Annotated in this window: 20 protein-coding genes and 1 pseudogene; 15 read left to right on the forward strand and 6 right to left on the reverse strand. The window is 73.1% G+C overall.

Annotated features, from left to right (window positions below; translation table 11 throughout):
- Window positions 1-261, reverse strand: a pseudogene (locus F2B26_RS17205) (hypothetical protein); the annotation flags it as partial.
- Window positions 262-315: 54 nt separating this feature from the next.
- On the opposite strand from F2B26_RS17205, the gene F2B26_RS08125 reads away from it, so the two are divergent.
- The 6 genes from F2B26_RS08125 (at window position 316) to F2B26_RS08145 (ending at window position 4,128) form a co-directional block, all read left to right on the forward strand.
- Window positions 316-996, forward strand: coding sequence for a sigma-70 family RNA polymerase sigma factor (locus F2B26_RS08125; protein WP_159808206.1), 681 nt, complete (start codon window positions 316-318; stop codon window positions 994-996).
- Window positions 996-1,265, forward strand: coding sequence for a mycothiol system anti-sigma-R factor (gene rsrA / locus F2B26_RS08130; RefSeq protein ID WP_159808208.1), 270 nt, complete (start codon window positions 996-998; stop codon window positions 1,263-1,265). The genes F2B26_RS08125 and rsrA overlap by 1 nt, the downstream gene beginning before the upstream one ends.
- Window positions 1,266-1,376: 111 nt before the next feature.
- A complete protein-coding gene (locus tag F2B26_RS17765; RefSeq protein WP_438939182.1) occupies window positions 1,377-1,451 on the forward strand; it encodes a 50S ribosomal protein bL37 in 75 nt (24 codons plus the stop codon).
- A gap of 101 nt (window positions 1,452-1,552) precedes the next feature.
- Window positions 1,553-2,644 (forward strand): type IV pilus twitching motility protein PilT, encoded by a 1,092-nt coding sequence (locus tag F2B26_RS08135; RefSeq protein WP_159808210.1) that lies wholly within the window; start codon window positions 1,553-1,555, stop codon window positions 2,642-2,644.
- A 72-nt stretch (window positions 2,645-2,716) separates the two neighbouring features.
- Window positions 2,717-3,523, forward strand: a complete 807-nt coding sequence (locus F2B26_RS08140; protein ID WP_159808212.1) for a DUF4097 family beta strand repeat-containing protein — start codon at window positions 2,717-2,719, stop codon at window positions 3,521-3,523.
- Complete coding sequence (locus tag F2B26_RS08145) at window positions 3,520-4,128, forward strand: PadR family transcriptional regulator (RefSeq protein ID WP_159808214.1); 609 nt, start codon at window positions 3,520-3,522, stop codon at window positions 4,126-4,128. Before F2B26_RS08140 ends, F2B26_RS08145 begins: the two co-directional genes overlap by 4 nt.
- Before the next feature lie 33 nt (window positions 4,129-4,161).
- Here F2B26_RS08145 and F2B26_RS08150 read toward each other — a convergent pair whose 3' ends face one another.
- From F2B26_RS08150 to F2B26_RS08165, 4 genes are all read right to left on the reverse strand, one after another.
- Window positions 4,162-4,761, reverse strand: coding sequence for a GDSL-type esterase/lipase family protein (locus F2B26_RS08150; RefSeq protein ID WP_159808216.1), 600 nt, complete (start codon window positions 4,759-4,761; stop codon window positions 4,162-4,164).
- Between the two features lie 7 nt (window positions 4,762-4,768).
- Window positions 4,769-8,503: a multifunctional oxoglutarate decarboxylase/oxoglutarate dehydrogenase thiamine pyrophosphate-binding subunit/dihydrolipoyllysine-residue succinyltransferase subunit gene (locus tag F2B26_RS08155; RefSeq protein ID WP_159808218.1), complete on the reverse strand. Its 3,735-nt coding sequence runs from the start codon at window positions 8,501-8,503 to the stop codon at window positions 4,769-4,771.
- Between the two features lie 187 nt (window positions 8,504-8,690).
- The gene (locus tag F2B26_RS08160; protein ID WP_159808220.1) at window positions 8,691-9,800 is read right to left on the reverse strand and encodes a sensor histidine kinase; all 1,110 of its coding nucleotides are present in this window, start codon (window positions 9,798-9,800) and stop codon (window positions 8,691-8,693) included.
- A complete protein-coding gene (locus F2B26_RS08165; protein ID WP_159808222.1) occupies window positions 9,797-10,519 on the reverse strand; it encodes a response regulator transcription factor in 723 nt (240 codons plus the stop codon). The genes F2B26_RS08160 and F2B26_RS08165 overlap by 4 nt, the downstream gene beginning before the upstream one ends.
- Before the next feature lie 295 nt (window positions 10,520-10,814).
- Here F2B26_RS08165 and F2B26_RS08170 point away from each other — a divergent pair, with 295 nt between their 5' ends.
- Window positions 10,815-11,642, forward strand: a complete 828-nt coding sequence (locus F2B26_RS08170) for a M15 family metallopeptidase (protein WP_159808224.1) — start codon at window positions 10,815-10,817, stop codon at window positions 11,640-11,642.
- A gap of 73 nt (window positions 11,643-11,715) precedes the next feature.
- On the opposite strand, the gene F2B26_RS08175 is transcribed toward F2B26_RS08170, so the two are convergent.
- Entirely contained in the window at window positions 11,716-12,615 is a 900-nt protein-coding gene (locus F2B26_RS08175) for an aldose 1-epimerase family protein (RefSeq protein ID WP_159808226.1), read from the reverse strand.
- Between the two features lie 181 nt (window positions 12,616-12,796).
- Between F2B26_RS08175 and F2B26_RS08180 the strand changes: the two genes are divergently transcribed.
- From F2B26_RS08180 to prfB, 8 genes are read left to right on the forward strand one after another with little or no spacing between them, the layout of a single operon-like run.
- Entirely contained in the window at window positions 12,797-14,023 is a 1,227-nt protein-coding gene (locus F2B26_RS08180) for a TadA family conjugal transfer-associated ATPase (protein WP_159808228.1), read from the forward strand.
- A complete protein-coding gene (locus F2B26_RS08185) occupies window positions 14,023-14,880 on the forward strand; it encodes a type II secretion system F family protein (protein ID WP_159808230.1) in 858 nt (285 codons plus the stop codon). Before F2B26_RS08180 ends, F2B26_RS08185 begins: the two co-directional genes overlap by 1 nt.
- Complete coding sequence (locus tag F2B26_RS08190; RefSeq protein WP_159808232.1) at window positions 14,877-15,809, forward strand: type II secretion system F family protein; 933 nt, start codon at window positions 14,877-14,879, stop codon at window positions 15,807-15,809. Before F2B26_RS08185 ends, F2B26_RS08190 begins: the two co-directional genes overlap by 4 nt.
- 57 nt (window positions 15,810-15,866) lie before the next feature.
- Entirely contained in the window at window positions 15,867-16,052 is a 186-nt protein-coding gene (locus F2B26_RS17410) for a hypothetical protein (RefSeq protein WP_235929562.1), read from the forward strand.
- Between the two features lie 35 nt (window positions 16,053-16,087).
- Window positions 16,088-16,417: a pilus assembly protein gene (locus F2B26_RS17415; protein WP_438939181.1), complete on the forward strand. Its 330-nt coding sequence runs from the start codon at window positions 16,088-16,090 to the stop codon at window positions 16,415-16,417.
- On the forward strand, window positions 16,414-16,917 hold the full coding sequence (locus F2B26_RS08200) for a pilus assembly protein (RefSeq protein ID WP_235929564.1): 504 nt from the start codon (window positions 16,414-16,416) through the stop codon (window positions 16,915-16,917). Before F2B26_RS17415 ends, F2B26_RS08200 begins: the two co-directional genes overlap by 4 nt.
- A 26-nt stretch (window positions 16,918-16,943) precedes the next feature.
- A complete protein-coding gene (locus F2B26_RS08205; protein WP_235929565.1) occupies window positions 16,944-17,360 on the forward strand; it encodes a pilus assembly protein TadG-related protein in 417 nt (138 codons plus the stop codon).
- 18 nt (window positions 17,361-17,378) lie between these two features.
- Window positions 17,379-18,491 (forward strand): peptide chain release factor 2, encoded by a 1,113-nt coding sequence (prfB, locus tag F2B26_RS08210; RefSeq protein WP_159808236.1) that lies wholly within the window; start codon window positions 17,379-17,381, stop codon window positions 18,489-18,491.
- Window positions 18,492-18,557: the final 66 nt, after the last annotated feature.

Consider the following 18,557-nt stretch of genomic DNA (forward strand, 5'->3'; position numbering starts at 1 on the left):
CCCGGCGGCGGCCGTCGCGACGCCGTGGGCGCGGACGGCGAGCGTGAGCTGGGTGTCGCTGAGCCCGGTGAGCGCGGGGGGCACCTGCGTGTGGTCGGGCAGCCGGGACAGCAGCGCGGCGAGCCCTTCGCGGGCGACCTGGGCGTGCGGTGCGGGGTGCAGCGCGGCGTCCAGGCCTTCGGCGACGAACCAGCTGGCGAACAGGGGACGGGCGATGCGACGCAGCAGCACGGGTTCCTCCTCACGGGGTGCGTTCTCCACGGTAGTGCTCCGGGCGCGGGAATGCGGCGCGGGCGTCGCGACGTTGCTGCGCACATGACCTGTGCAGTCGCTGAGGCGCCTCCGATCGCTGCCGTGGCCGGGGGCCCACTAGGCTCGTGGCCAATGACTGAGGACACCCACCGCGCGCCTGACGAGGACGGCCGCACACGCGCGGAGCGGTTCGAGACCGAGGCGCTGGTCTACGTGGACCAGCTGTACGGCGCTGCCCTGCGGATGACGCGCAACCCCAGCGACGCCGAGGACCTGGTCCAGGAGACGTTCGCGAAGGCCTTCGCGGCCTTCCACCAGTACCGCCCGGGGACCAACCTCAAGGCCTGGCTGTACCGGATCCTGACGAACACGTACATCAACTCCTACCGCAAGAAGCAGCGCGAGCCGTTGCAGTCGGCGGCCGAGGACGTGGAGGACTGGCAGCTCGCGCGGGCCGAGTCGCACACGTCGACCGGTCTGCGGTCGGCCGAGGCCGAGGCGCTCGACCGGCTGCCGGACTCGGACGTCAAGCAGGCGCTCGCCTCGATCCCGGAGGACTTCCGGATGGCCGTGTACCTGGCCGATGTCGAGGGGTTCGCGTACAAGGAGATCGCGGAGATCATGGGCACCCCGATCGGGACCGTGATGTCGAGGTTGCACCGGGGGCGGGCCCAGCTGCGTGAGCTGCTGCGTGACTACGCCGCCGAGCGTGGCCTGGTGGCGAGCCGTCCGGAGGCGAAGTGATGTCGGACGTCGATGACGCCTGCGGTCGCGAGTGCGACGAGGCCCTGGCCCACCTGTGGGAGTACCTGGACGCCGAGCTCGGCACGGCCGAGGCCGAGCAGGTGCGCGCCCACCTGGCCAGCTGCGAGGGCTGCCACGCCGAGCACGACGTGGAGGCGATGATCAAGCAGGTGCTGCGCCGGTGCTGCTCCCAGGAGGCCCCGCAGACGCTCGTGCTGCGCATCCAGCAGCAGATCACGGTGCTGCGCACGTCGCTGCCCACGGACTGACCGGGCGCCCGGCGTCGGTCGGGGGCGGGTGCGTGTGGGACGATGGTCGGCGGTCCGTGCCGGGCCCAGGTGTCCGGCGCGTCCAGCACTGCCCGATCCGAGGAGACACCCATGAGCCAGCGAGGCCGCAAGCGCCGTTCCCGCAAGGGCAACGCCGCGAACCACGGCAAGCGTCCCAACGCCTGAGACGCGCCACGCAGGGGCCCGCTCGCACCGCGAGCCGGGCCCCTGCTGCATCCAGGGGTGGACGGCTCAAGTGAGTCCGAGGTCCGGTCGATGAGCAGGGCGTGAACGCTGCCGCCTCGCAGTCCGTCGTCCCGCTGCTGCATGCCCTCGTGAGCTCGGGTGGCTCGGACCTGCACTGCAAGGTCGGCTCGGTGCCCCGGGTGCGCGTCGACGGGCGGCTGCGCCGGCTGCAGGCGCCCGAGCTGCGTCCGGTCGACACCGAGCGGATGCTCGAAGAGGTCGTCCCGAACGAGCTGATCGAGGCGTTCCGGCGCAGCCGTGAGGCCGACTTCGCCTACTCGTTGCCGGGGGTGGGCCGGTTCCGGGTCAACGCCTTCCAGGCGCGCGGTTCCTTCGGGCTGGTGTTCCGCCTGGTGTCGGTGGGCGCCCGGTCGCTGGCCGAGCTGGGGCTGCCGGAGGTGGTGAGCGAGCTGGCGCTCGAACCGCGTGGTCTGGTGCTGGTGACCGGTCCGACCGGGTCGGGCAAGACGACGACGATGGCCTCGATGGTCGACCTGGTCAACACGGTCCGCGAGGTGAACATCGTGACGATCGAGGACCCGATCGAGGTGCTGCACTCGGACAAGAAGGCGATCATCTCCCAGCGTGAGGTGCGGCAGGACACGGCCGACTTCGGGGTGGCGCTGCGCGCGGCGATGCGGCAGGACCCGGACGTCATCATGGTCGGGGAGATGCGTGACCTGGAGACCGTGCGGGCGGCGCTGTCGGCGGCCGAGACGGGGCACCTCGTGCTCTCGACGCTGCACACGATCGACGCGGCCGAGACAGTGAACCGCGTGGTCGACTTCTTCCCGCCGCACGAGCAGAAGCAGATCCGCATCCAGCTCGCCCAGGCGTTGCGCGGGATCGTCTCCCAGCGTCTGGTGCGACGGGCGGACGGGGCGGGCCGGTGCCCGGCGGTGGAGGTCCTGGTGAACACGGGGCGCACGGCCGAGGCGATCCTCGACCCGATGGACGCGCCGCCGCTCATCGATCTCATCAAGGACGGCAGCTTCTACAAGATGCAGACGTTCGACCAGCACCTGTTCACGCTGGTGAGGGACGGGACCATCACCTACGAGGAGGCCATGACGGCCTCCTCCAACCCGCACGACCTCACCGTCGAGCTGCGCTCGGCGGGTGTCCTCGTCTAGCGCACTGGCGGTGTCGCGTATCGAGATATATCGTGTCTCTCAACGCGATATATCTCGATACGAGGAGCAGTCATGGCCACCGAGTCCTGGGTCGTCGCCGGCCCGCAGGTGATCGAGGTCGAGGCCGTGCGCGCGCTGCGCGTGCAGGTGATCGGCGGGCGGGTCGACGTCGTCGCGCACGACGCGCCCGGTGCGCGGCTCGAGGTGCACGACGTGCACGGCCGTCCGCTCGAGGTGACGTTGCGCGACGGTGAGCTGCGCATCGGCTACCAGGACACCCTCAGCGCCTGGGAGTCGTTCCTCGACCGGCTGCGCACGTTCCGCTCGGACGACCGTGCCGACGTGCACATCGCGGTCCCGCGCACCGCCGCCGTGCGGATCGGCACCGTGAGCGCCGAGGGTCTGCTGGCCGGGGTCGCGGAGGACTCCTCGGTGGGCACCGTCTCCGGTGCGCTGCTCGTCGACGACACCCGCGGCCAGCTCGTCGCCCGCACCGTGTCCGGTGAGGTCGTCGTGCGCGGGCACCGCGGCCCGCTCACGCTCAACTCCGTCTCGGGTGACCTGGCGGCCTCGGGCGAGCTCAGCTCCGTGCACGCGAACACGGTCTCGGGCGCGCTCACCCTCGACGTCGCCTCGACCACCTCCTCGCTGTCGGCCACGACCGTCTCCGGCGACGTCACCGTGCGGCTGCCCCAGGAGGCCGGGCTGCGGGTGACCGCGCAGTCGGTCTCCGGGCGCCTCGTCGTCGACCAGGTCGAGCACAAGGGGAGCGGGCCGGGCTCGCGCACCGTCGACCAGACCACCGGCGACGGCGGCTGCGACCTCACCGCGACCACGGTCTCCGGGGACGTCACCGTGCTGCGCGGGGCAGGCGCATGACACCGGTGTTCGCCCACGGGCAGCTGCGGCTGTACCTGCTCGCGCTGCTCGAGGCCGGACCGCGGCACGGCTACGAGGTGATCCAGGCGTTGTCCGACCGGTTCGGCGGCACCTACCGGCCCAGTGCGGGCACCATCTACCCGCGCCTGGGCCGGCTGGAGGAGGAAGGGCTGGTGGTGCGGTCGCAGGACGGGCGCAAGACCACCTACAGCCTCACCGCGGCCGGTCGTGCCGAGCTGGACGCCCGCCGTGGCGACCTGGCCGACCTGGAGGCCGACCTGGCCGAGACCGTCCGCGGCCGCGCCGAGCAGGTGCGTGACGACGTGCGCGAGTCGATGCGCGGGCTGCGCGCCGACCTGGCCGCTGCCGCCCAGCAGGCGCGGGCCTCGGCCCGCCCGGGCCGCTCCCAGGTGCAGGACGACGAGCGCCTCGCCTCGCACGTGCGCCGGGTGGAGGCCGAGGCCCTGGTGCGCCGGTTCACCGACGAGATCCGCGCCGACCTGCGCCGCGCCGACGCCGACGGGGCTGTCCCGCAGCTGGCGCTCGACACCGTCCGCACCGTGCTCGACTCCGCGCTCACGGCCGTCCGCCAGACCCTGCACTGAGGCGCAGGACTCGGGGCGGCCGCGGCGACGGGGTCAGTCGGCGTCCGAGGGCAGCCCGAGCCAGGCGTGCCACCCGGTGTGCAGCACGAGCCAGGCCATCAGCCCGTAGCCGGCCTGACCAGGCAGCCAGCCGTCCCCGGCGGCCATGTCGGCCCGCCACTGGTCGTGCCCCACGAGCGGCGCGAACGTGTCGACGTAGGGCACCCGGCGTCGGCTCGCGACGTCGCCGAGCGCGACCGACAGCTCGGCGAGCCGTTCGTCGTCCTCGGGGCGCCCCGGCGGGGGGCCGACGACGAACGCCGGGATGTTGCGCTGCTCGGCCACGTCGAGCACGTTCGCGAGATTGAGGCGCGAGCGGGCGAGCGACAGCCCGGCGCCGATGTCCGCGCGCCCGACTCCGAGGACCAGCCGGTTGTCCGCCTCGGGGGCGAACCGCCGGGAGGCCTCGCCGTCCCACCGCCCGCCGAGCTCGGTGCTCGTCTCACCGGGGACGGCGAGCGTCATGAGCGTGGGGGGCAGCGGCGCGATCGTGCGGGCCACGACGCGGCCCACCCAGCCGAGAGCCTTGGGGTCGCCGACCCCGCCGACCAGCTCGTCTCCGAGCACGACGATGCGCAGCGGGGTGGGATTCACCCCCTGATCATCGCGCGAATGCGTCCGCGAGCAACGCCTCCTGCTCGGCGTGGTGCTTCTTGGCTGTCCCGGCGGCCGGCGAGGCCGACTCCGGGCGCGAGGAGACCGTGAGCGTGTGGTCGATGAGCTGCGGCAGGTGCATGGACAGGTGGGTCCACGCGCCCTGGTTGCGCGGCTCGTCCTGCACCCAGCGCAGCTCGGTGCCGGCGAAGGGTGCCAGCGCCTCGCGCAGCGCCGCCTGGTCGAGCGGGTAGAGCTGCTCGAGCCGCAGGATCGCCGTGCTCTGGTCGCCGAGCGAGTCGCGCCGCGCCACGAGGTCCCAGTAGACCTTGCCGGCGCACATGAGCACCCGGGTCACCTTCGCCGGGTCCACCGACTCGTCGCCGATCACGGGCCGGAAGGTGCCCGACGTGAAGTCGTCGACCGCCGAGACCGCGGCCTTGTGGCGCAGCATCGACTTGGGGGTGAAGACGATGAGCGGGCGACGCGGGCGCCGGTATGCCTGCTCACGCAGCAGGTGGAAGTACGACGCCGGGTTCGTCGGGTGCGCGATCGTCAGGTTGTCCTCGGCCGCGAGCTGCAGGAACCGCTCGATCCGGGCCGACGAGTGGTCCGGGCCCTGGCCCTCGTAGCCGTGCGGCAGCAGCATGACGAGCGAGGAGTGCTGCTGCCACTTCTGCTCCGCCGCCGAGATGAACTCGTCGGTGATGGTCTGGGCGCCGTCGACGAAGTCGCCGAACTGGGCCTCCCAGAGCACGAGGGCGTCGGGCCGCTCCACCGAGTAGCCGTACTCGAAGCCGAGCGCCGCGTACTCCGACAGCGAGGAGTCGTACACCCAGAACTTGCCCTGGTTGGCCGCCAGGTACAGCAGCGGGGTCCACTCGGCACCGGTCTCCCGGTCGTGGAACACCGCGTGCCGGGAGACGAACGTGCCGCGCCGCGAGTCCTGCCCGGCCAGTCGCACCGGGGTCCCCTCGAGCAGCAGCGAGCCGAACGCGAGCAGCTCGCCGAACGCCCAGTCGATGTGCCCCTCGCGGCTCATCTGCTCGCGCTTGGCCAGCAGCGCGGCCAGCTTGGGGTGCACCGTGAAACCGGCCGGCGGGTTGACGTGCGCCTGCCCGATCCGGGTGAGCACGCTCGGGTCGACGGCCGTGCGCCAGCCGACCATGACGCCGGCGTCCTCGTACTGGGCCTCCGGTCGCTCCAGACCGGCCACCGTCTCGGGCACCTGCGGCGGCGGCGTGAAGCCGAGCTCACGGGTCTCGGTGAACACCCGCTCGAGCTGGGACTGGAAGTCGCGCAGCGCGTGCTCGGCCTCCTCGACGGTGATGTCGCCGCGGGAGACCAACGACTCGGTGTACAGCTTGCGCACCGATCGCTTGGCCTCGATGAGGTTGTACATGAGCGGCTGCGTCATCGACGGGTCGTCGCCCTCGTTGTGGCCGCGGCGGCGGTAGCAGACCATGTCGACGATGACGTCGCGGTCGAACGTCTCGCGGTACTCGAACGCCAGCTCGGCCACCCGCACGACGGCCTCGGGGTCGTCGCCGTTCACGTGGAAGATCGGGATCTGCAGGCCCTTGGCCACGTCCGTCGCGTACTGCGAGGACCGCGACGAGGACGTGCCGGTGGTGAAGCCGACCTGGTTGTTGACGATCACGTGGATCGTGCCGCCGGTGCGGTAGCCGCGCAGCTGGGCCAGGTTGAGCGTCTCGTAGACCACGCCCTGACCGGCGAAGGCCGCGTCGCCGTGGATGAGGATCGGGAGCACCGAGAAGCCGTCGCCCCCCAGGTCGATCCGGTCCTGCTTGGCCCGGACGACCCCTTCGAGCACCGGGTCGACGGCCTCGAGGTGGGACGGGTTCGCCGCCAGGTAGACCTGCGTGGTGGCGCCGGACTCGGCGGTGAACACGCCCTCGGTGCCCAGGTGGTACTTCACGTCACCCGAGCCCTGCACGGAGCGCGGGTCCTGGTTGCCCTCGAACTCGGAGAAGATCTGCGCGTAGGACTTGCCGGCGATGTTGGCCAGCACGTTGAGCCGGCCGCGGTGCGCCATCCCGATGGCCACCTCGTCCAGGCCGCCGTCGGCCGCCCGGGACAAGATCGCGTCCAGCAGCGGGATGAGCGACTCGCCGCCCTCGAGGCTGAACCGCTTCTGCCCGACGTACTTGGTCTGCAGGAACGTCTCGAACGCCTCGGCCGCGTTGAGCCGGCGCAGGATGCGCAGCTGGTCCTCGCGCGGCGTGCGGGCCCACCCGGACTCGAGCCGCTCCTGCATCCAGCGGCGCTGGCGCGGGTCCTGCATGTGCATGTACTCCACGCCGACGGTGCGGCAGTAGGAGTCCCGGAGCAGGCCGAGCACCTCGCGCAGGGTCGCACGCGGCTTGCCGGTGAAACCGCCGGTCGGGAAGGTGCGGTCCAGGTCCCACAGCGTGAGGCCGTGGTTCTGCACGTCGAGGTCGGGGTGGCGGCGCTGGCGGTAGGCGAGCGGGTCGGTGTCCGCCATGAGGTGCCCGCGCGAGCGGTAGGAGTGGATGAGCTCGAACAGCCGGGCCGGCTTGATCGCCTCGGCGTCGGGGTCGGCCGGGGCGTCGCGCACCCACCGGACCGGCTCGTAGGGGACGCGCAGCGCGGCGAACACCCGGTCGTAGAAGTCGTCGGCGCCGAGCAGCTTGGCCCCGACGATCCTCAGGAAGTCACCGGACTGGGCGCCCTGGATGATCCGGTGGTCGTAGGTCGAGGTGAGCGTGAGCACCTTGGAGACGCCCATGTCGTTGAGGCGGTCCTCGCTGGTCCCGGCGTACTGCGCCGGGTACTCCATCGCGCCGACGCCGACGATGGTGCCCTGGCCGGGCATCAGCCGCGGCACCGAGTGCGTGGTGCCGATGGTGCCGGGGTTGGTGAGCGAGATCGTCGTCCCGGCGAAGTCGGAGACCTCGAGCTTGCCGGCCCGGGCCCGCCGGATGACGTCCTCGTACGCGGCCCAGAACTGGGCGAACGTGAGGGTGTCGGCCTTCTTGATGGACGGCACGAGCAGCTGGCGGGTGCCGTCCGGCTTGGCCAGGTCGATCGCGATGCCGAGGTTGACGTGGGCCGGTGCGAGCACCGCCGGCTTGCCGTCCTGCTCGACGTAGGTGGAGTTCATCGACGGCATCTCGGCGAGCGCCTCGACCACGGCGAACCCGATGAGGTGGGTGAAGGAGATCTTGCCGCCGCGGGTGCGCGTGAGGTGGTTGTTGATGACGATCCGGTTGTCGACCAGCAGCTTGGCCGGGACGGCGCGCACCGAGGTGGCCGTCGGCACCTGCAGCGAGGCCTCCATGTTGGTGACCACCCGGGCCGCCGGGCCGCGCAGCCGCTGCACGTCGTCGGCGGCGGAGTCGGGCGCGATGTGCTCGGCCGCTGCGCGGGCCGCCTGGGCGTAGGGGGCCGTGGCAGGCTGGGCGGTGACGACGAGGTCGGCGTCGGGCAGCGCGGGGACACCGTGGCCGTTCTGGGCTGCGGGGGCCGTCGGTGCGGCGACGGCGGTCGCTGCGGGCGAGGCCGTGGCTGCGGGCGGTGCCGCGGCGACCTCGGCCGGGGTCTCGGCCAGCTTCGTGCGGTGGTAGTCCTCGAAGAAGTCCCACCACGCCGGGTCCACCGAGGACCGGTCGGTGAGGTACTGCTCGTAGAGCTCGTCGACCAACCACTCGTTCGCACCGAAATCGGTGCCGCGGAGCTCGGACCCAGCCTTCGACGTCACGCCGGTTCGCCCACTTCCCGTGCGGTCCCGGGACCGCCTCGTCCACCACTGTCGCTACGGGGCAACCCTACGGCCATGACGGGACCTGGGTCCGTGGTGGACGGCCCATTCGCACGATCCTCACCCGAATCCGCCACACCTGCAGAGTCGCAGGTCAAGGGGCGGCAACCGGGGGTTCGGCACCTGCTCAAGCGTTGGTCGGGTCGTCCTCGGGTGCGGGGCGCCGGGCCGGCAGGGTCACCCGCATCGTGCAGCCCTCCGTGGTGTCGGCGACCTCGATCCGGCCCCCGTGCAGGGTGACGGCCCAGCGCACGATCGCCAGGCCGAGACCCGTGCCGCCCGTCGAGATCTGGCCGGTCACCGCGGGTGAGTTGCCGCGCACGAACCGCTCGAACACCAGCGCCCGCTGGTCGGGGGCGATGCCGGGGCCCTGGTCCACCACGTCGATCCGGACCTGCGACCCGACACGGGCGGCGACCAGCCGGATCTCGCCGCCCCGCGGGGAGTGCCGGGAGGCGTTCGCGAGGAGGTTCGTCAGGACCTGGTGCAGCCGGTCGACGTCGGCGGGGACCGTGAGGTCCGGGGGCTGGACGTCGACGACGATCTCGATCTCCTTGTCCCCGGAGACCAGCCGGGCCTGGGCGGCGGCGTCGCCCAGCAGCTCGGCGAGCGGGACGTCGACCAGGTTGAGCGCCGAGGCGCCGGCCTCGAGTCGGGACAGGTCGAGCAGGGAGGCCACCAGACCGGTGAGGCGCTCGGTCTGGGTGAGGGCGACGGTGAGCGCCTGCGTGCTCGGCTCCGTGACGCCGTCGACCATGTTCTCCAGCTGGGCCTGCAGGGCCGCCACGGGCGTGCGCAGCTCGTGCGAGACGTTCGCGATGAGCTCACGGCGCAGCCGGTCCTGCTCCTGCAGGTCGGCCGCCATCGAGTTGAACGCGATGGCCAGCTGGCCGACCTCGTCCCGGCTGCTGGCGTGCACGCGGCGGGTGTAGTCGCCCGAGGCCATCGCCTGGGCGGCCGCTGTCATCTCGCGCAGCGGCGACGTCATGCCACGGGCGAGCAGCTGGGTGAGCACGAGCGAGACGAGGATCGCCAGCGGCAGCGTGCGGGTCGGCCCCAGGTGCCGGGACAGCCCGAACCAGGTGATCGCGGCGGCCAGCGTCACGGTCGCGGCGACCAGCACACCGAGCTTGATCTTGATGGTCCGCAGCCCGTCCAGCGGACGCACGTCGGGCAGGTGCGGCGGTCGCAGCCCCGACCGCACGTGCCGGGCCTGCGCGCCGGCCGGTGACGTCATGACGTGGGCGGGTCGGCCGGCTCGAAGGCGTAGCCGACGCCGTGCACGGTGCGGATCAGGTCCGGACCGAGCTTGCGCCGCAGCGCCTTCACGTGCGAGTCCACGGTCCGCGTGCCGCTCGCGTCGACCCAGTCCCAGACCTGCTCGAGCAGGCGCTCGCGGGTGAGCACGGTCCTCGGCACGGCTGCGAGCGCGGTGAGGAGGTCGAACTCCGTCGGCGTCAGGTGCACCTCGGCGCCGTTGCGGTGCACGCGGCGCTGGGAGCGGTCGATCACCACGTCGCCCACCGTGAGAGCGGGTTCGGGGGCGGCTGCGGCAGCCAGCTCGGCGGCCTTGGCGGCACGTTCGGTGCGGCGCAGCAGCGCCTTGGTGCGGGCGACGAGCTCGCGCATCGAGAACGGCTTGGTCATGTAGTCGTCGGCGCCGACGCCGAGCCCGATGAGCATGTCGGTCTCGTCGTCGCGTGCGGTGAGCATGAGCACCGGGACCGGCCGTTCGGCCTGGATGATCCGGCAGACCTCGAGCCCGTCGATGCCCGGCAGCATGACGTCGAGCACGATGACGTCGGGCTCGAGCCGGGCGGCGGCCGCGACCCCGGACGGGCCGTCGGGCGCGGCCTCGACGTGCCAGCCCTCTGCGGAGAGCCGGTGCACGATCGCCTGCGCGATCGCGGGTTCGTCCTCGACCACGAGGACGGTCGTGGGTGACGTGTGAGCCATGGGGCCAGCCTCGCACGAGGTGCGTGGGCGATCCCGGTGGGCGGCTCGTCCTGCGGCGCGTCGGCGTGCGACGGGGCCGCCTCGGACCCACGGGCGCATGGCGCGAGGCTGCCCAGGACATGACCCGGCCATGGTGTGGGTGTGGCGAGAGACACAGTGCTCAGGGGAAGCCCGGCGCGCCGGGGCGTAGAGTTCACCGACCGAGGGCCGTTACTCTTTCGTTACCCCGCGGGTGTATCTGAGGCGGGAAGGCGCGTCCAACGCGCGGTCAGGACAGGTCGTCGGAAGGAGCGTCGTGGGATCGCACCGTGCTGCTGCGGCGCCTGTGACGCGCCGCCAGGCACGGCAGGACTCCACGTCCGCCGCGACGACCGCCCCGTTCGGGGCGCACCAGAAGCGGGTCCGCGCGGTCGGTCGCGTCGGGGTGCTGTCGGCCCTGGTCGCCGCCACCGTCGTGGTCCCCGTGAGCCAGCAGGCGCTCGCCAACGGCGGTGTCCTCACCCAGCTCGCGAGCTCGGGGACCCTGCCGTCCACCGTCTCGGCCCTCGTGTCGCTGCCGTCCTCGGGGCAGGTGCCCGCCTCGCTCACGGCTGCCGGCCCGGTGGTGCTCCGCAACCCCGACACCGCATCGCGCAGCCTCGACCGCGACACGCTGCTGCCGGGCTGCTCCGGGCTGACCCCCACGGGACGTGAGGAGAACGGCCAGCTGCCCGCCTCCGACCTGTGCACGCTGTGGGACGGTCACACGCAGGCCCGCTCCGACTACGCCGTCGCGCTCGCTCAGCTCAACCAGGCGTTCGTCGCCCAGTTCGGCGCCGACCTCTGCCTGTCCTCCGGGTACCGGACCCTCGCCCAGCAGCGCGCGGTCAAGGCGCAGAAGGGTGGTCTGGCCGCGACCCCGGGCAAGAGCAACCACGGGCTGGGCCTCGCCGTCGACTTCTGCACCTCCGAGACCTCCGGCGCCCGCTGGACCTGGCTCAACGCCAACGGCCCGACCTACGGCATCGCGAACCCCGACTGGGCCCGGCCCGGCGGCTCCGGCCCGTACGAGCGCTGGCACTGGGAGTTCACCTCGGAGGTCGCGGCGGACAACTCCTACACCGGGTCGACCGCCGACGGCTGAGCCGTCCCCCTCGCCGGCCCACGTCACCTGAGGGCCGGTGGCCGAGCGGCGCGGAGCCGCCCGGCCGGACCGCTCAGACCAGCTGCAGCGTCCACACCAGCTCGTGCGGCGCGCCCGCCGTCAGGTGCACGAGGTCCGTGCCCGTCCGGAACGCGTCGGCGACACAGCTCATCGGCTCCACCGCGACGGCCGCCCGGGCGATCCGCGGGATGCCGTCCCCGGTGCACACCTGCCACGCCGTGACCGCGCGGTCGCCGCGCAGCACCGTGGTGCGCCCGTCCGAGCGCACCAGCCTGGCGGTGGTCCAGCCCTCGGCGTCGTGCCGGGCGGCGTCCCAGGCGTCGTCGAGGGCCACCCCGGCCAGCGGCACTCCCGCCCCGACGAGGGCCGGGTCGGTGGGCTCGGTGCCCACCGGCAGCAGCCGGTCGTCGACGAGCACGTGCTGGTCTGCCTCGACGGTGAGCGTGCACGCGTCGACGCCGCCGGGTCCGGGCTCGAGCCACGGGTGGAAGCCGATGCCGAACGGGGCCGCGCCCGGGCCGTCGTGGCTGGCGAGCGTGTGCACCCGCAGGCCCGCCTCGTCCAGGGAGTAGGTGACCTGCACCCGCACGGCCCAGGGGTAGCCCGGCGTCGGCACCAGGGTGTGCGCCAAGGTGACCGACGACGGAGTCGAAGCCGTCGCGTCGAACCGGGCGTAGGACACGAGGCCGTGCAGCGCGGTGCGCCGGTCCACCTCGTTGATCGGCACCTGGTACTCGACACCGTCGACCTCGAACTGGCCGTCCGTGAGGCGGTTGGGCCAGGGGGCCAGGACGGCGCCGTCGTAGGCGGGGAACAGCTCGTCCTCGCCGTAGCCGAGCACGACGGGTGTGCCGGCGACGGTGTAGCTGCGCAAGCTCGCGCCCACCTGGGTGACGACGGCGCGCTGGTCGCCGTGGGTGAGGACGTGCTGGAGCCCGGTCGGTGAAGTCATGGGTTGACGTTAGGGCAGACGCGGCAGGGCAGGGGCAGGACCCAGGGCCGCCACGCCGATCACTCGAACGGGTGAGCCTGTGGAAAGCCCGCACGTCGTCCCGCAGCGCCCCCTAGGGTCGCGGCCAGCCGGTGGCCAGGGGGTCGGCCGCCGCGCGCAGGGCTGGGGGCGGGGGAACCGGGTGGACGAGGGCGCACTGGTCGAACGAGAGGTCCGGGAGCTCATCCGCAGGCGCGGGGTGGACCCGCTGCGCGACCGGGCCGGGGTGCTCGCCCTGGTCGAGGACGTGCTCAGCGACTACGACGAGCGCTCGCTGCTCGGTTCCGTGCCGCCGCTCGTGGACCCGGCCGCCGTGCAGCGCAGCGTGCTCGACGCCGTTGCCGGGTTCGGCCCGTTGCAGCCGTACCTCGACGACCCGGGCGTCGAGGAGATCTGGATCAACTCCCCGACCCAGGTGTTCGTCGCCCGCAACGGCCAGCCCGAGCTCACCACGACGCTGCTGTCCGAGCAGCAGGTGCGTGACCTGGTCGAACGGATGCTCAAGCTGTCCGGGCGGCGGCTGGACCTGTCGACCCCGTTCGTCGACGCCTCGTTGCCGGGCGGCGAACGGCTGCACGTGGCCATCCCGGACGTCACCAGACGGCACTGGGCGGTCAACATCCGCAAGTACGTGGTGCGGGCCACCTCCCTCGACGACCTGGTCCGCCTCGGCTCGCTCACCCCGCACGCGGCGGCCTTCCTCGTGGCGGCCGTACGGGTCGGGCTCAACGTGCTGGTGTCCGGGGCGACCCAGGCGGGCAAGACCACGACGCTCAACGCCCTGTGCGGTGCTGTGCCGGCGCGTGAGCGCGTCATCAGTTGCGAGGAGGTCTTCGAGCTGCGGCCCGCCGCACGGGACTGGGTCGGCCTGCAGTGCCGTCAGCCCAACCTCGAAGGAGCCGGCGAGATCCCGCTGCGTCGGCTGGTCAAGGAAGCGCTGCGGATGCGCCCGGACCGGCTGCTCGTCGGCGAGGTCCGCGAGGCAGAGGCCCTCGACCTGCTCATCGCCCTCAACGCCGGGATCCCGGCGATGGCGACCATCCACGCCAACAGCGCCCGGGAGGCCCTCGTCAAGCTGTGCACGCTGCCGCTGCTGGCCGGCGAGAACGTGTCCGACCGGTTCGTGGTCCCCACCGTGGCCTCGGCGGTGGACCTCGTCGTGCACGTCGAGTCCGGACCGGACGGACGGCGTCGGATCGCCGAGGTGCTCGCCGTCCCGGGCCGCGCCGAGGAGGGGGTCGTCGAGACGGCGCCGCTGTTCGTCACGGTGGGCCAGCAGCTGGTGCGCGCCGAGGGCTTCCCGCCGCACCTCGACCGGTTCGCCCGCGCCGGCGTCGACGTCGCCGCCCTGCTCCGGTCGGTGGGCTGATGGGCGTCTCGCTGGGCCTGCTGCTCGGTGCCGGGCTGGCTTGTGTGTGGTGGTCGTTCTGGCCGGCGCAGGAACGTCCGTCGCGCGCACCCTCGCGCTGGCGGCTCGCGACCGGTGACGTGCTGGCCCAGGCCGGGGTGCGCGGGGTGGGCCCCGCGGGCCTCCTGGTCACCTGCCTCGGGACCGGGCTCGTCACCGGGCTGCTGCTGCTCGCCCTGGTGCCCGTCGGGCTGGCCGGGTGCGCAGCGGTGTTCGCGGGGTTCCTGCCGTGGCTGGCCGTGCGGGCTCGGGCCCGACGCGCGGTCGCTGCCCGGCGACTGCTCTGGCCCGACGTCGTGGACCAGCTCTCCTCGGCGATCAGGGCCGGGATGTCGCTGCCGGAGGCGGTGGCCCAGCTGGCCGAGCGGGGGCCGGTCGAGCTGCGGGGACCCTTCGGGGCGTTCGCCGAGGACTACCGCGCCAGCGGTCGGTTCGGCGACTGCCTCGACCTGCTCAAGGACCGGCTGGCGGACCCGGTGGCCGACCGGATCGTCGAGGCGCTGCGGATGACGCGCGACGTCGGCGGCACCGACCTGGGCCGCCTGCTGCGCACGCTGTCGTCCTTCCTTCGGGACGACCTGCGCGTGCGCGGTGAGCTCGAAGCCCGGCAGAGCTGGACCGTCAACGGAGCGCGACTGGCAGTGGCGGCGCCGTGGCTGGTGCTCGCCCTCCTGGTCGGGCGACCCGAGGCGGCGCAGGCCTACGGGACGGCGACCGGGACGGCGGTGCTGCTCGTGGGTGCCGGGAGCTCGGTGCTCGCGTACTGGCTGATGCAGCGGGTGGCGCGGCTGCCCGAGGATCCCCGGGTGCTGCGATGAGCCCGGCAGTGGTCGGCGGTCTCATCGGGCTGGCCCTCGGAACCGGGGTATGGCTCGTCGTGGTGCGGCTGCGGGCCCGGCACGCGACCCTCGACCAACGTCTCGCCCCGTACCTGCGGGCCGCGCGCCGCTCGTCCGCGCTGCTCGTGACGCCGCCGACGGTCCGGCCGTTGGCCGCTGTCGAACGGCTGGCCGCGCCCTTCATGGCCGATGCGCTGCGGCTCGTCACCCGGCTCTCGTCACCGACCGAGCAGGTCCGCGCCCGCCTGGTGCGGGCCGGTCGGCACGACGGCGTCGAGCAGTTCCGGGTCACCCAGGTCGTCGGGCTGGCTGCCGGGTTGGCGGTCGGTCTGGCCGCGGCGCTCGCACTGCTCGCGTGGCGGGGGAGCTCGTTGGCGGTCCTGCTCGTGCTCGTCGGCGCGTGCGCCGTGACCGGTGTGCTGGTGCCGGACTGGTGGCTCGGCCACCAGGTGAAGCGGCGGGAGACCACGATGCTCGCCGAGCTGCCCGCCGTCGCCGAGCTGCTGGCACTCGCGGTCGCCGCTGGGGAGGGCGCCCTGGGTGCGCTCGAACGGGTCGCGGCGACCAGCGGGGGTGAACTCGGCGCGGAGCTCGCCAGGACGCTCGCGGAGGCGCGCGCCGGTGAGCCGCTCACCGGGGCGCTCGACCATCTGGCCACCCGGACCGGCCTGCCGGCGCTCGCGCGGTTCGCCGAGGGGATCGCGGTCGCCGTGACGCGCGGAACTCCGCTGGCCGATGTCATGCGGGCCCAGGCGCAGGACGTGCGCGAGGCAGGTCGGCGGGCGCTCATGGAGGCCGGGGGCAGGAAGGAGGTGGCGATGATGGTGCCGGTCGTGTTCCTGATCCTCCCGGTGACCGTCGTGTTCGCCGTCTTCCCCAGCCTGGTCGTGCTGCAGGTCGGGCCGTGAGGCCCGCATCGATGTCCCGGTCCGCAGGGGGCGGGGGAGCAACCAGGAGGTTCGAGGATGACCCGGTTTCGGAGCTGGTGGATCGGTGCGGCTCGCGCCGTCCAGGAGGACCGCGGGGACGTGCCCGGCTGGGTCCTCATCACCTTGATGACCGCCGGGCTGGTGACGCTGCTGTGGGCACTCGCCGGGCCGTTGCTCGGCGACCTGTTCACGCGGGCGGTGTCGTCGGTGACCGGCCCCTGACCGACGCGGGTTCGGCGGTCGTCGACTTCGTGCTCGTGGGTGGGCTCGTCGTGCTGCTGTTCGCCGCCGTCGTGCAGCTCGCCCTGGCGCAGCACGTGCGCTCGATGCTCATCGACTGCGCCGGGCAGGGGGCGCGGTACGCCGCCCAGGCCGGTCACGAGCCGCAGGACGGTGCGGCCCGCACGGTCGAGCTGGTCGACGCGACGCTCTCGTCGGCGTACTCCCGGGACGTGGTGGCCCGGCGTGTCGTCGTCGCCGGGGTCGACGAGGTGGAGGTCGAGGTGACCGCACCGTTGCCGGTGCTCGGGCTGCTCGGCCCGTCCGCGCTCACCGTGCGGGGCCACGCGTTGGTGGAGGCGCCGTGAGCGGACGCCTCGGACGACTCCAGGGGGCGCTGCGCTCGCGGCTGCTGCGGAGCCGTGCCGAGGGTGCGCCGCTCGATGACGGCAACGCGCTCGTCGAGTTCCTCGGGCTGGCGCTCGTGCTGCTCGTGCCGGTGGCCTACCTCGTGCTGACCCTCGGGCGGCTGCAGGCCGCCGTGCTCGCCACCGATGCGGCCGCGCGCGAGTCGGCCCGGGTCTACGTCACCTCGACCACGGCGGCCGTGGCGCCCGACCGGGCCCTCGTGGCCACCGGTCTGGCGCTGGGCGACCAGGGTTTCGACGACGACCCGGCGCAGGCGTTGCGGCTCACCTGCACGACCGACCCGTGCCTGAGCCCGCACGGTGAGGTGACCGCCGAGGTCCGCGTCGACGTGCCGCTCCCGTTCGTGCCTGCGTTCGTCCGGGACCGGGTTCCGCTGCAGGTCCCGGTGACGGCCAGCCGGACGGCGGCCGTCGACGAGTATCGGGCGGCCCGCGGGTGAGCGTGCGGGCCCGCGACGACGGGCAGGTGACGATCCTGACGATCGGGGTGGTGGTGCTCGCACTCGCCCTCACGCTCGTGCTGGCCGCCGCCACCTCGGTGCACCTGCAGCGCACCCGGCTGGCGGCGCTCGCCGACCTGGCCGCCCTCGACGCCGCCGACGGGATCGACGACCCGTCGTACTTCCGCCCCGGCGCCGACGCACCAGGCCGGCCGGTGGTGCCGCTCACCGATGCGGGCGTGAGCGCCGGGGTCGAGAGGTACCTCGCGGAGCACGCCGAACCCGGCCTGGACCAGCTCGACGTCGTCGAGGCGTCCACCGACGGCGGCTCGGTGCACGTCGTGCTCACCGCGGTCGCGCACCCCACGCTGCTCGGGCCGTGGCTCGCCTCATGGGTCCCGGACGTGCGGGTCGAGGCGACCTCGTCGGCCCGCGCCTGGTGACCGGTACCCTGGACGGCCGTGGCCACCACCGACTTTTCCGCCGAGATCAAGGCGCTGCGCAGCACGCTCACCTCCATCGAGGCCGTGAGCGACCCCACGAGGCTGCAGGCCAAGATCGCCGAGCTGTCCGAGGCGGCCTCCGTCCCCAACCTGTGGGACGACCCCGAGCGCGCCCAGCAGGTCACCAGCTCGCTGTCGGCCACCCAGGCCGAGCTCGACCGGGTCAACGCCCTGGCCTCGCGCATCGACGACCTGGAGACCCTCGTCGAGCTCGCGCTCGAGGAGGACGACGAGGACGCCGCCGCCGAGACCGAGGCCGAGCTCATCGCCATCCGCAAGGACATCGACGCCCTCGAGGTGCGCACCCTGCTCGCCGGTGAGTACGACGCCCGCGAGGCCGTCGTCACCATCCGCTCCGGCGCCGGCGGGGTGGACGCCGCCGACTTCGCCGAGATGCTGCTGCGGATGTACCTGCGCTGGGCCGAACGGCACAACTACCCGACCAAGGTGCTCGACACCTCCTACGCCGAGGAGGCCGGGCTGAAGTCTGCGACCTTCGAGGTCAAGGTGCCCTACGCCTACGGCAACCTGTCCGTCGAGGCCGGCACCCACCGGCTCGTGCGCATCTCGCCGTTCGACAACCAGGGCCGGCGCCAGACCAGCTTCGCCGCCGTCGAGGTGATCCCGCTCATCGAGTCCACCGACCACATCGAGATCCCCGAGAACGAGATCAAGGTCGACGTGTTCCGCTCGTCGGGCCCCGGTGGCCAGTCGGTCAACACCACCGACTCCGCCGTCCGCCTCACCCACCTGCCCACCGGCATCGTGGTGTCGATGCAGGACGAGAAGTCCCAGATCCAGAACCGCGCCGCCGCGCTGCGCGTGCTGCAGTCCCGCCTGCTGCTGGTGCGCCAGATGGAGGAGGACGCGAAGAAGAAGGAGCTCGCCGGCGACATCAAGGCGAGCTGGGGCGACCAGATGCGCTCCTACGTGCTGCACCCGTACCAGATGGTCAAGGACCTGCGCACCGAGTACGAGGTCGGCAACACCTCCGCGGTGTTCGACGGCGACATCGACGGGTTCATCGAGGCCGGCATCCGCTGGCGCCGCGGGACCGACGCGCGCGCCTGACCCACGGTCCCGGCCGGCGGCCCTGGCGCCCGGCACCGACCAACGCGTCGGAAGCGCGGCCACGGC

Source organism: Cellulomonas citrea (assembly GCF_009829685.1).
Taxonomy (GTDB): domain Bacteria; phylum Actinomycetota; class Actinomycetes; order Actinomycetales; family Cellulomonadaceae; genus Cellulomonas; species Cellulomonas citrea.